Here is an 11,779-nt window from a genome sequence, read left to right as displayed (position 1 = left end):
TTTCCGACTTGAGGACAGAAGCTGACCGCAAGGGTTCGTAGCTTGTGAGGTGTCAGGACGGCGACCGGCCGGCGAGCTGCCGGCCGGCCCGGCACCTCATCGGCATCGGAAGGCGGACATCATGGTCACTCACGTTCCCGCGGAGGCCCAGGGCGACGAGCGCGGCGCGCTGATCGCCTTCGTCGAGGCGCAGCGCGGCGCGATCCGCAGGTCGGTCCTCGGGCTGACCGAGGAGCAGGCGGGGAGCCGCCCCAGCGCCAGTGAGCTGTCGCTTTCAGGGCTGCTGAAGCACGTCGCCGAGACCGAGCTGACCTGGCTGCGCATGGCGCAGCAGCGGCCGAACGAGAAGGCGCGCACCGAGGAGACCTGGGGAGACAGCTTCCGGCTCGTCGACGACGAGACGATTCCGGGGATGCTCGCCTTCTGGGAGGGCGTGGCGAAGGAGACCGAGGACTTCATCCGCTCGGTGCCGAGCCTGGACGACACCTTCCCGCTGCCCGAGGCGCCCTGGTTCCCGAAGGAGGGCCGGGTGTCCATGCGCTGGCTGATGCTCCACCTGGTCGAGGAGATCGGCCGGCACGCGGGCCACGCGGACGTCGTCCGGGAGTCGCTCGACGGCCGGACCGCGTTCGAGCTCGTCGCGCAGGAGCGGGGCGAGAGGTGGGGCGGCTAGGGCGAGCGGAGTCGGGGGACCTGCCACACGCTTGAGGCATGACCAACGACGCCAACGACGCCCACGACGCCCACGACGTCCACCGGGCGGCAGTGACTCCGATCGTCGTGCTCGCGGTCGTCCCGGCCGATCCGCCCTACCGGTTGGTGGAGATCAACGGGACCATGGTCGGGATCGCCCGCGACATGCTGGACGTGATCAAGCTCGCGTACCAGGCGGGGATGACCCACGTCGACCTCGACGACCCCTCGGTCGTGAGGTGGGTCGGCGGAGGCAAGTACAAGTGGTTTCCCTGACCGCTCCCGGCAGGTAGGGCGGGGGCAGGGCGGCGTCGCGCGTACCCTAGTCAAAGTTGAATAGGAGGGTGCGCGGATGTCAGCGATCAGGTTGCTGGTCCTCGGAGCCGTACGCCAGCACGGTCGGGCGCACGGCTACCAGGTCCGCAACGACCTCGAGTACTGGGGTGCGCACGAGTGGTCCAACGCCAAGCCCGGGTCGATCTACCACGCGCTCAAGCAGATGGCGAAGCAGGGCCTGCTGCACGCCCATGAGATCGCGCCGTCGACGGCCGGCGGTCCGCCCCGTACCGAGTACGAGATCACGGAGAAGGGCACCGCAGAGTACTTCACGCTCCTGCGCGAGTCGCTGACCTCGTACGACCAGAAGATGGACGTGCTCTCGGCCGGGATCGGCTTCATCGTGGACCTGGAGCGGCGCGAGGCCGTGGAGCTGCTCCAGGAGCGGGTGCGCCGGATCGAGGAGTGGCGTGCGACGGTCACCGAGTACTACACCCCCGAGGACGGGCCCGGACAGCTCGGCCACATCGGCGAGATCATGAACCTGTGGGTCCACTCGGCGGACGCCGGGGCTGCGTGGACGCGCGGCCTGATCGAGCGGATCGAGGGCGGGGCGTACACCTTCGCGGGCGAGGGGGAGCCCTTTGTGGGGGTGCTCGCGGAGGGGCAGGAGAACCCGTACGCGACGGGCGTCCCCCACGAGGGAAACCACTCCTAATCAAGTTTGACCAGTTGCAGCCCGAGGGCTTACTTTCTGAAGTAGTCAAGTTTGACTAATGTGCAGGGAGGCGGGAGGAGACGCATGACCGACGCGATCGTGGTCGAAGGCGTGACCAAGCGGTACGGCGGCAAACAGGCCCTGGACGGGCTCGACCTGGCCGTCGCGCGGGGCACGGTGCACGGGGTGCTCGGGCCGAACGGAGCGGGCAAGACCACGGCCGTGCGGATCATGGCGACGCTGCTGCGCCACGACACGGGCGTGGTGCGGGTCGCGGGCCATGACGTACGGACGGACGCCGCCGCGGTGCGGCGCCGCATCGGGCTGCTCGGGCAGCACGCCGCCGTGGACGAGGAGCTCGGCGGACGGCAGAACCTGGAGATGTTCGGGAGGCTCCACCACCTGGGCGCCCGGCGGGCGGGGGAGCGGGCCGACGAACTGCTGGAGCGGTTCGGGCTCGCGGACACGGGCCGCAAGGCGGTCAAGCAGTACAGCGGCGGCATGCGGCGCCGGCTCGACCTGGCCGCGTCGCTGATCACCGAGCCCGAGGTGCTGTTCCTGGACGAGCCGACGACCGGGCTCGACCCGCGTGGCCGGGCGGAGGTGTGGGCAGCGGTGCGCTCACTGGTCGGCGGCGGTACGACCGTCCTGCTGACCACCCAGTACCTGGAGGAGGCCGATCAGCTGGCCGACCGGATCTCGGTGATCGACGCCGGCAGGGTGATCGCGGACGGCACCGCCGACGAGCTCAAGGCGAAGCTCGGCGGCGACCGGATCGACGTCGTCGTACGGGACGCGGCGGATCTGCCGCGCGCGGCCGTACTGCTGCCGGGCGACCCCGAGGTGGACGAGGACCGGAGGCTGCTCAGCGCGCCGGTCAGCGACCGGATGGCCGCGCTGACCGAGACCGTACGCGCGCTGGAGGCGGCCGGGATCGAGGCGGAGGACATTGCGCTGCGCAGGCCCACGCTCGACGAGGTCTTCCTGCACCTCACGAAGGAGGATGCGGCGGCGTGAGCACGTACGTACTGACCGATTCGTGGACCATGACACGGCGTGAACTCGCCCACTGGGCGCGGCAGCCCGTGCAGGTCGTCGTCGGACTGGCCTTCCCGGTGATGCTGCTGCTGATGTTCGGCTATCTGATCGGCGGCGGACGGGGCGTCGAAGGGGCCTACATCGGCTTCCTGGTGCCCGGCATGCTGGCGCTGACCATGGCCTTCGGCCTCGAGGCAACGATGCTGGCCGTCACCCAGGACCTGAACAAAGGTGTGATCGACCGCTTCCGGTCGATGCCGATGGCGGACTCGGCGGTGCTGGTCGGCCGCAGCGCGGCGGACATGCTCCAGTCGGCGCTCGGCCTGCTCGTGATGATCGGGGTCGCCTACGCCGTCGGCTGGCGCTGGCACGGCTCGTTCGGCGCGCTGCTGGGAGCGCTGGGGCTGCTGCTTCTGCTGCGCTTCGCGATGCTGTGGCTCGGCATCCAGCTGGCGATGGTGGCGGGGAAACCCGAGCTGGTGCAGGCCGTGCAGATCCTGGTCTGGCCCATCGGCTTCCTCTCCAACGCCTTCGCGACGCCGGAGTCGATGCCGGGCTGGCTGGGCGCGACGGTCGAGTGGAACCCGCTGTCGGCGACGGCCACGGCGGTACGGGAGCTGTCCGGCATCCCGGCCGGCAGTGGCTCGTGGGCGGCCGAGCACGCCCAACTGCTGGCCGCGGTATGGCCGCTGACGCTGCTCGCGGTGTTCTTCCCGCTGGCGGTACGCCGCTTCGCCCGCCTGAGCCACTAGGGCTGGGGCCGGGCACGGGGCACCGGCGGCGCGTCGCCGCCGGTGCCCCCGCACGCCCCGGCGGCCCTCAGCCGCCCTCAGTGGTGGAAGCTGGTCGCCGCCGCCTTGTCCTTGCTCATCGGGGCGCTCTGCGCCCGCAGCTCCGGAAGGATTCGCCTCAGGTCCTCCATCAGCAGCGCCGACAGGTCCGCCGAGAAGCCGTTGCGGCAGACGAAGCGCAGCACCGACAGGTCCTCGCGGTTGGGCGGGAAGGTGTATGCGGGCACGAGCCAGCCGTTCTCCCGAAGGCGCCGCGAGACGTCGAAGACGTCGAAGTTCTCGACGTCCGGTGCCGTCGTGACGGCGAAGACCGGCAGCTGGTCCCCCCGAGTGAGCAGCCGGAAGTCGCCCAGTTCCTCGATCCGGTCGGCAAGATGCCGCGCGACGTCACGGGTCGTCTGCTGCACGGCCCGGTAGCCGGCGCGGCCGAGCCGCAGGAAGGTGTAGTACTGCGCCACGACCTGGGCCCCCGGCCGTGAGAAGTTCAGCGCGAACGTCGGCATGTCGCCGCCCAGATAGTTGACCCGGAACACCAGCTCTTCGGGGAGGTTCTCCGGCGAGCGCCACAGCGCCCACCCCACGCCCGGGTAGACCAGTCCGTACTTGTGCCCGGAGGTGTTGATCGACGACACCCGCTGCAGCCGGAAGTCCCAGACCAGGTCCTCGTCCACGAAGGGCGCCACCATCGCCCCCGACGCCCCGTCCACATGGACGGGGATGTCCAGCCCCGTGCGCTCCTGCAGGGCGTCCAGCGCCGCGCAGACCTCCGCGACCGGCTCGTACGACCCGTCGAAGGTGGAGCCCAGGATCGCGACCACCCCGATCGTGTTCTCGTCGCAGAGGTCCGCCGCGGCCTGCGGGTCGAGGTGGAAGCGGTCGCCCTCCATCGGGACCAGCCGCGGCTCGACCTCCCAGAAGTTGCAGAACTTGTCCCAGCAGACCTGCACATTGACGCCCATGACGAGATTCGGCCGGGCGCCCGGCCCCGGATAGCGATCTGCGTTCCGCTTCGCCCACCGCCGTTTCAGCGCCATCCCGGCGAGCATGCACGCCTCGCTCGACCCCGTGGTCGAACACCCCACCGTCGACGCCGGCTCCGGCGCGTGCCAGAGGTCGGCCAGCATCGCCACGCACCGCCGCTCCAGCTCGGCCGTCCGCGGGTACTCGTCCTTGTCGATCATGTTCTTGTCGCGGCACTCCGCCATGAGCACCCCGGCCTGCGGCTCCATCCATGTCGTCACGAACGTGGCCAGGTTCAGCCGCGAGTTGCCGTCCAGCATCAGCTCGTCGTGCACCAGCTGATACGCCGTCTCGGGCGCCATCGGCCCGTCCGGCAGCTGGTGCTTGGGCGGCGCCGACGTCATCGATCCCGTCGGATCGGCCTCCCCGTAGAACGGATTGAGCGAGAGCCTGCGGCGCTCCTGGCTGTCCTCGCGGCCGGTGCCGCCCTTGTGCAGTGCCATGTCCGACTCCCTTTCAGCGCAATGGTGTTCCGTCGTTATGGAGTTGCATCTGGATCCGGCCCGTCACCAGCAGCCAGGCCGGCAGCACGGCGAGGCAGAGCAGCGGGAGCACATGCGGGTCGGCGGCGAGAATCGCCGCGGTGAACAGGCTCAGCCAGCCCATCCGGGTCACCGCCAGCAGCACCCCGAGCACCGCGCAGACCACCCCCAGCGTCGGATGCACCTCGGGCACGAGCGCGCTCACGCCAAGCCCCAGGGCGACCCCCACGAAGATGCTGGGAAAGATCCGGCCGCCCCGGAATCCGCACGCCGCCGCGACGGTGAGGGCGGCCACCTTCACGATCGTCATCAGCGCGAACTGCCCGGACGACCAGCCCGACGGATCCGCCGCCAGCACCTTCACCTCGGACAGGCCCTTGAAGAGCGTGAGTTCGCCGCCCAGCGCCCCGAGCAGCCCCAGCACCAGCCCGCCCGTGGTGATCATCAGCACGGGGTGCCGGAGCCGCTGGAAGGCGGCGTGGAGGTACGGGAACGCGTGGACGGCCGCCATCCCCACGAGCGCGCCCAGCGACGCGACCGCCAGCGCCGCCGGCACATCGCCCCAGCGTGAGCCCGAGAACTCCGGCAGCGAGAGGTCGAACGTCGGATGCGCGATCAGTACGGTGGTCAGCGCACCGGCCCCGCCCGCGATGAGCGGGGCGAACAGCTTGTCCCACAGTGCGCCGGGCGCCGGCCGCCCGGCGAGGGACTCGGTGAGGATCAGCGCGGCTGCCACGGGCGTGCCGAAGAGCGCACCGACCGTCCCCGCGGCCGCCAGCGCCGCCCACAGCTCCGCGCCTGTGCCGCGCATCGTCTTGCTGCCCAGCCAGGCCGCGAGTGCGATGTTCGAGGCCGTGATGGGGTTCTCGGGGCCGAGGCTGACGCCGCCTGCCAGCGCGAGCACGGCCGCCAGCAGCAGGCCCGGCACCACCGATGCGGGCAGCGGTGGGTCGACGAGCGCCGTCGTGGCCGGATCGGGCCCGGCGTGTCCGTACACCTTCCACACCACGAGCCCGACCGCGAGACCCGTCGCCGTGAGCACGGTGATCACCCAAGGCGCCGAGTACCGGCCGATGCCGATGGCGTCGGGCAGGTCTTCCCACAGGACGTTCTTGAGCTGGTCCGAGAGCACGGTCACGCCGAGCAGAAGCAGGCTCGACGCGAAGCCGACGACCACCGCGGGCAGGATCAGCGGCAGCAGTGCCCGCGCCGGGGTGGCCGCCGGAGGGCGTTGGGTCGTCGTCACGCGGCTCACGATAACGGCATGAATGGTGCACACACGGTGAACCCAGCACGTATCGGAGCTTCACGACGAGCCCGGACCCGCCACGGACGCGCCGTCACGCCCGCGGGGCGATCACCACGGCCGTGCCGTACGCACAGACCTCCGTGCCCACGTCGGCCGCCTCCGTCACGTCGAAGCGGAACATGAGCACCGCGTTCGCGCCGCGCGCCCGCGCCTGCTCCACCAGGCGGTCCATGGCCTGGTTGCGGGTCTCCACAAGGGTCTTCGTGAGGCCCTTCAGCTCGCCGCCGATCATCGACTTGAGCCCCGCGCCGATCTGACTGCCCAGGTGCCGCGACCGGACCGTCAGTCCGAAGACCTCCCCGATCACGTGTTGCACGTCGTGGCCCGGTACGTCGTTCGTCGTGACGACCAGCACATCGGGGTGCTTGCCCTGCCCGCCGCCGTAGTCATCGATACCCATGGGGCACAGCTTCGTTGCCCTCCGTTCACCCCGCATCCGGAGAGGGCCGGTGGAACCCGTCGTCACTCGGATGCGTTGATAGCTTTGGTTGCCGACGCACCGGCCGACACGCCCGTACGCCGCACGTGCCACGCAGCCGATCGACCTTCAACACCACAGGAGCCCGGACCTCGTGAACACCCTTGCGCTCGGACCGAGCTGGCTGGACCCGGACTATCTGATCACCACGTTCGGTCTGATCGGCGTGCTCGTCATCGTCTTCGCCGAGTCCGGTCTCCTGATCGGCTTCTTCCTGCCCGGCGACTCGCTGCTGTTCACGACGGGTCTGCTGGTGACGACCGATGTCATCAAGCAGCCCCTGTGGGTGGTCTGCACGCTCGTCGTGCTGGCCGCGATCATCGGCGACCAGGTCGGCTATCTCTTCGGCCGCAAGGTCGGCCCCTCCCTCTTCAAGCGCCCGGACTCCAAGCTCTTCAAGCAGGAGAACGTGGAGAAGGCCCACGAGTTCTTCGAGAAGTACGGCCCGAAGTCGCTGGTCCTGGCCCGCTTCGTGCCCATCGTCCGTACGTTCACGCCGATCATCGCCGGTGTGAGCCGGATGAACTACCGCTCGTTCATCACCTTCAACGTCATCGGCGGCATGCTCTGGGGCGCGGGCGTCACACTGCTCGGCGCCGCGCTCGGCAAGGTCGAGTTCGTCCACAAGAACATCGAGGCGATCCTCATCGCCATCGTGCTCATCTCGGTCGTCCCGATCGCGATCGAGTTCTTGCGCGCCCGCTCCAAGGGCAAGAAGGAAGCGGCCGCGCTTCCCGACGCGGCGTCGCAGGGCGCTCCGCGCGGACGCCACGCCAAGCGCTGACCTGTGGCCCCGGCGAGTGAGCCGAAGGGGCGCGCGGGACGCGGCCGGAGGCTGCTGTCGAGCACGGTGAAAGGCAGGCGGCGGTCGATCTGCGGCTGCCGCCGCGTGGGCTGAGGTCCCGAGGGCTGTATCGATATGCGGCTCCGCCGAGCGAGGGACCGAGCACGATCGACCATCGACGCACGCTGAAGCGCCCCGGAGGCGAACCGAGCCGCAAAAAGATCAGAAGCCGCGCGTCCGCTTGGCCGCGCGGCGCCTGCCGGCCGCCGCCGGGCTGCGCAGGAACAGCCGGGCCGTCTCGCCGCCCAGGTTCACTCCGATCGCGATCGCCAGCGCCAGCGCCGCCGCCCTCGCCAGCGAGGCGAAGCCCAGGTCCATGTTGTTCTGCGCGATGTGCAGCACCCCGAAGTACATGGCACTGCCCGGCAGCAGCGGACCGATCGCCGCCGTCACGTACGGCAGTGACGACGTGTGCTGATAGCGGGCCAGCAACTGCCCGAAGAGACCGACGAGGCCCGCCGCCACGGCCGTCGCCAGGACGGACGAGCCTCCCGCCGTAACGGCGATCGCCGCATAGATCACCCACGCGACCCCGCCGTTCGCCGCCGCGATCAGCACGGTGGAACGATCCTGTTGCAGCAGGACGGCGAAGGTCAGGCACAGCACCATCGAGGCCAGGATCTGCACCACCGGCCGTTCGACGATGCTCAGCGAGCCCTCCGGACTGAGGTTCGCCTCGAACTGCACGCCCACGTACAGCACCGTGAGCACGCCGACCACGATCGCCACGAAGAAGTAGGCGACCTCCAGCAGCCGGGCCGACGCCGTGATGTAGAAGCCGGTGAGCCCGTCCTGCACGGCCGCCACCAGCGCCCGTCCCGGGATCAGCGCGAACAGCCCACCGGTGATCACGGCGGACGGCCGCAGATCCGTGTGGAGCGCGCTGAGCGCGACCCCGATCGCGGCGGGCGGCATCGCCGCCACCACGAACTGGTAGAACTCCGGCAGCCCGCGCCCCGCGCACAGCCATGCGAGCCGGTCGCCGAGCATCGCCCCGACCGCGGCCGCCAGGAACACCAGCGGCCCGCCGCCCACCAGCACCGACGCCGCCCCGGCCAGGACACCCGCCGCTGTGGTGAGCACCCAGCCGGGGTACGGGTGCCGGTTGCGGCGGATCTCGGCCAGGCGCCGGTACGCCTCGTCCAGCTTGACGTCGTGGTCCTCGGCGCTGATGTCGGCGACGAGCTGGTAGACGGCGGTCAGCCGCGTGTAGTCGGTGCCCCGGCGCCGCACCGTACGGTTCGCCGTCACCGGATCGTCGACGAGCGACGGCTGGTACGTGATCGACAGCAGCGTGAAGGTGACGGTCGGCTCGCAGTGGTCGAGTCCGTACGAGCTCGTGATGGCGAGCATCGCCGCCTCCACGTCCTCGGCGCCCTCACCGCCCGCGAGCAGCAGCTCGCCGATGCGCAGCGTCAGGTCGAGGACGCGCGGCACGGCGGGTCCCGCCTCGCCCGGCGGCTGCACAGGCTCCGGCATGGGCCGCTCGCTCACCGGGATCCGCAGCATCGTGCGCATCCGGTCCTGCCACGGCGCGTCCTTGGACAGCTGGACCACCGGGAAGCCATGCGCCGGGGTGAACGCCGGCGGGGACTCCTTCGCCCGGTACGTCGACGGCGGGGCGAACGCAGAGCCCTCGGGCTCGGCAGGAGGCTCCGCCGCCAGGCCCGCGGGAACGGCGAACTCGGAGGACGGGTGGTCCTCCTCGGGCGGCCCGGGCTGTTCCACACCCTCGGGCGGGGTGAAGGCGCTGTGCGCTTCGTCCGACTGCGGCTTCCGGTCCTCCGCCGGCCTCTCCGGCTCCGCCACCACCGCTCTCCCGATTCCTCTCCCGCGCCGAGGCACTGTGCTGCGCCCAGTATGCGACGGGCGGCGCACCCCGTGTGGGGTGCACCGCCCGTGGGCCGACCGTCAGGTCAGTGGGACCGCGTCAGTGCGCGCCGCCCTGCGCCTCGAGGCGCTTGTAGGAGGCCTCGATCTCGGCCTCGGCCTCGGCGCGGCCGACCCAGTTCGCACCCTCGACGGACTTGCCGGGCTCCAGGTCCTTGTAGACCTCGAAGAAGTGCTGGATCTCCAGGCGGTCGAACTCGGAGACGTGGTGGATGTCGCGCAGGTGCTCCACGCGCGGGTCGGAAGCCGGGACGCACAGCAGCTTGTCGTCGCCGCCGGCCTCGTCCGTCATCCGGAACATGCCGATGGCGCGGCACTTGATCAGGCAGCCGGGGAACGTGGGCTCGTCCAGGATGACCAGGGCGTCCAGCGGGTCGCCGTCCTCGCCGAGGGTGTTCTCGACGAAGCCGTAGTCGGCGGGGTAGCTGGTCGAGGTGAAGAGACGACGGTCCAGTCGGATCCGGCCGGTCTCGTGGTCCACCTCGTACTTGTTCCGCGACCCCTTCGGGATCTCGATGGTGACGTCGAACTCCACGGGTGGCACTCCTCCATGATCAACACATATGTAGGTGACGCTGTGCCCGGCGGACCCGCCGGGTGCCATGCTCGCGGCAGGGCGCAGTGATTAAGTGTCCCCTACGCAGGTGTGTGATCGCGAAAGGGGCTGGTCAGTGGTGCCCGACCGCAGAACGTGGCAGCTCACGGCAGGCGCGGCCGTGGTAGGCCTCGCCGTCGCGGCCGGGGCGGTGGCCGCGGCTGGTCCCTGGGACTCCGGTCAGCGTAAGGCCGAGCGCGACCGGGCCGCTGCCCTGTCCCGCACAGGTGGCGCACATCACCAGCCCGCCGCGACGGCACCTGCCGCCCCGCTCGAGCCCGCGCCCGCGCCGAGCGCCTCCGGCGTGCTCTCCGCGCCCGTCGCCCCGGCCACCCCTGCCGCGCCCGCCCCCGTCGCCAAGGCCCTCGCACCTCTGCTCCGCCACCCGGGGCTCGGCCCCGTCCTCACCGCGTCCGTGGTCGACGTCTCCACCGGCAAGCAGCTGTACGGGAAGGACGCAGGCACCCTCATGACCCCCGCGTCCACCATCAAGATCGCCACGGCGGTCGCCGCGCTCTCCGCCACCGGACCCGCCCACCGCATCCCCACCACGGTCGTCGCCGCACCCGACTACCGCGGGATCACCCTGGTCGGCGGCGGTGACCCCACCCTCGACATGCCCCGGCTGCGCACTCTGGCGGACTCCGCCGCGCGCGCCCTGCGCGAACACGGCGTCAGCACGATCCGGCTGTCGTACGACACCTCGCTCTACAAGGGGCCCGCCCGGCATCCGATCGGCCGCAACAACAACATCGCCCCGGTCAGCCCCCTGATGCTCAACGAAGGCCGCCTCGACGAATCCACCAGCGGGCCCGCCCCGCGCGGCGCGGACCCGGCGCGCGACACCGCCGCCGCCTTCGTCGGGATGCTCGCCGTACGCGGCATCAACACAGAGGCGGGCCCGGACCTGGGCAAGGCCCCGGCCAAGGCCGTACCCATCGCCAAGACCCTCTCCGAGCCGATGTCCGCACTGGTCGAACGGACGCTGACCAACAGCGACAACGACCTCGCCGAGGCCCTCGCCCGGCAGACCGCGATCGCCGGTGGGCGACCGGCGAGCTTCGTCGGCGCGCAGGCCGCCGTCACCGAGCGGCTGAAGCGGCTCAAACTCCCGGTGGCCAAGGCCCGGTTCGTCGACGGGAGCGGGCTGAACCGTGCGGACAAGGTCTCGGCGGGCCTCCTCACCGCCCTGCTCGCCCGCGCCGCCGACCCCGCCCACCCGGAGCTCCGCCCCGTCCTCACCGGGCTCCCGGTCGCCGGCTTCACCGGCACCCTCAGCGGGCGTGCCGAGGCCCGGACCGCCGGTCTCGTCCGGGCCAAGACCGGCAGCCTCACCGGAGTGGACACCCTCGCGGGCACGGTCGTCACCTCCGACGGCCGCCTGCTGGCCTTCGCCTTCATGGCCGGCAACACCCCCGCCTACGGCGCCGGCCGCCCGGCCCTGGACCGCATGGCGGCGGCGCTGGTTCGCTGACGGGGTGCGGGGTGCGGTGTGCCTCCGGCGGTGCGGGGTGCGGGGCCTGTGCGGTGTGCGCGGTGCCGCGGGCGTGCCCGGTGTGTCCGTCCTCAAGCGCCGGACGGGCTTGGTGCGGCTGCTGTGGGTGGGTGGTGGTGCGGGGCCCCTCCGGGCTCGCCTCCTCGGAAA

At 71.1% G+C, this 11,779-nt stretch carries 12 protein-coding genes; 7 read left to right on the top strand and 5 right to left on the bottom strand.

Going from position 1 to position 11,779, the window contains the following annotated elements; genetic code table 11:
* Window positions 1-121 precede the first annotated feature (121 nt).
* From ACWCXB_RS25795 to ACWCXB_RS25775, 5 genes are all read left to right on the top strand, one after another.
* A complete protein-coding gene (locus ACWCXB_RS25795; RefSeq protein ID WP_450725934.1) occupies window positions 122-673 on the top strand; it encodes a DinB family protein in 552 nt (183 codons plus the stop codon).
* A 38-nt stretch (window positions 674-711) separates the two neighbouring features.
* Window positions 712-969, top strand: coding sequence for a hypothetical protein (locus ACWCXB_RS25790; protein ID WP_450725932.1), 258 nt, complete (start codon window positions 712-714; stop codon window positions 967-969).
* Between the two features lie 76 nt (window positions 970-1,045).
* Entirely contained in the window at window positions 1,046-1,687 is a 642-nt protein-coding gene (locus tag ACWCXB_RS25785) for a PadR family transcriptional regulator (RefSeq protein ID WP_450725931.1), read from the top strand.
* A gap of 84 nt (window positions 1,688-1,771) precedes the next feature.
* A complete protein-coding gene (locus ACWCXB_RS25780; RefSeq protein WP_450725929.1) occupies window positions 1,772-2,704 on the top strand; it encodes an ATP-binding cassette domain-containing protein in 933 nt (310 codons plus the stop codon).
* Window positions 2,705-2,733: 29 nt separating this feature from the next.
* Entirely contained in the window at window positions 2,734-3,477 is a 744-nt protein-coding gene (locus ACWCXB_RS25775) for an ABC transporter permease (RefSeq protein ID WP_450726045.1), read from the top strand.
* A 77-nt stretch (window positions 3,478-3,554) separates the two neighbouring features.
* On the opposite strand, the gene ACWCXB_RS25770 is transcribed toward ACWCXB_RS25775, so the two are convergent.
* The 3 genes from ACWCXB_RS25770 to ACWCXB_RS25760 form a co-directional block, all read right to left on the bottom strand.
* Window positions 3,555-4,979: a glutamate decarboxylase gene (locus ACWCXB_RS25770; protein WP_450725928.1), complete on the bottom strand. Its 1,425-nt coding sequence runs from the start codon at window positions 4,977-4,979 to the stop codon at window positions 3,555-3,557.
* 13 nt (window positions 4,980-4,992) lie between these two features.
* Entirely contained in the window at window positions 4,993-6,264 is a 1,272-nt protein-coding gene (locus tag ACWCXB_RS25765; protein ID WP_450725927.1) for an ion channel protein, read from the bottom strand.
* Window positions 6,265-6,358: 94 nt separating this feature from the next.
* Complete coding sequence (locus ACWCXB_RS25760) at window positions 6,359-6,727, bottom strand: YbjQ family protein (protein ID WP_450725925.1); 369 nt, start codon at window positions 6,725-6,727, stop codon at window positions 6,359-6,361.
* Between the two features lie 172 nt (window positions 6,728-6,899).
* On the opposite strand from ACWCXB_RS25760, the gene ACWCXB_RS25755 reads away from it, so the two are divergent.
* Window positions 6,900-7,589 (top strand): DedA family protein, encoded by a 690-nt coding sequence (locus tag ACWCXB_RS25755; protein ID WP_450725924.1) that lies wholly within the window; start codon window positions 6,900-6,902, stop codon window positions 7,587-7,589.
* 222 nt (window positions 7,590-7,811) lie between these two features.
* Here ACWCXB_RS25755 and ACWCXB_RS25750 read toward each other — a convergent pair whose 3' ends face one another.
* Together ACWCXB_RS25750 and ACWCXB_RS25745 are read right to left on the bottom strand one after the other, a co-directional pair.
* Complete coding sequence (locus ACWCXB_RS25750; protein ID WP_450725922.1) at window positions 7,812-9,461, bottom strand: threonine/serine exporter family protein; 1,650 nt, start codon at window positions 9,459-9,461, stop codon at window positions 7,812-7,814.
* Between the two features lie 118 nt (window positions 9,462-9,579).
* Complete coding sequence (locus tag ACWCXB_RS25745) at window positions 9,580-10,074, bottom strand: inorganic diphosphatase (protein WP_019888410.1); 495 nt, start codon at window positions 10,072-10,074, stop codon at window positions 9,580-9,582.
* A 139-nt stretch (window positions 10,075-10,213) separates the two neighbouring features.
* On the opposite strand from ACWCXB_RS25745, the gene dacB reads away from it, so the two are divergent.
* Window positions 10,214-11,608 (top strand): D-alanyl-D-alanine carboxypeptidase/D-alanyl-D-alanine endopeptidase, encoded by a 1,395-nt coding sequence (gene dacB, locus ACWCXB_RS25740; RefSeq protein ID WP_450725920.1) that lies wholly within the window; start codon window positions 10,214-10,216, stop codon window positions 11,606-11,608.
* Window positions 11,609-11,779 lie beyond the last annotated feature (171 nt).

Source organism: Streptomyces sp. NPDC001514 (genome assembly GCF_053597075.1).
Note: the sequence above shows the minus strand (reverse complement) of the source record. Positions and strands in the feature narration are given on the sequence as shown.

What these genes read in the sequence shown, in the direction of transcription:
- ACWCXB_RS25795 (WP_450725934.1), top strand. Translation starts at nt 122, where the DNA reads ATGGTCACTCACGTTCCCGCGGAGGCCCAGGGCGACGAGCGCGGCGCG.
- ACWCXB_RS25780 (WP_450725929.1), top strand. Translation starts at nt 1,772, where the DNA reads ATGACCGACGCGATCGTGGTCGAAGGCGTGACCAAGCGGTACGGCGGC.
- ACWCXB_RS25790 (WP_450725932.1), top strand. Translation starts at nt 712, where the DNA reads ATGACCAACGACGCCAACGACGCCCACGACGCCCACGACGTCCACCGG.
- ACWCXB_RS25770 (WP_450725928.1), bottom strand. Translation starts at nt 4,979, where the DNA reads ATGGCACTGCACAAGGGCGGCACCGGCCGCGAGGACAGCCAGGAGCGC.
- ACWCXB_RS25760 (WP_450725925.1), bottom strand. Translation starts at nt 6,727, where the DNA reads ATGGGTATCGATGACTACGGCGGCGGGCAGGGCAAGCACCCCGATGTG.
- ACWCXB_RS25775 (WP_450726045.1), top strand. Translation starts at nt 2,734, where the DNA reads ATGACACGGCGTGAACTCGCCCACTGGGCGCGGCAGCCCGTGCAGGTC.
- ACWCXB_RS25785 (WP_450725931.1), top strand. Translation starts at nt 1,046, where the DNA reads ATGTCAGCGATCAGGTTGCTGGTCCTCGGAGCCGTACGCCAGCACGGT.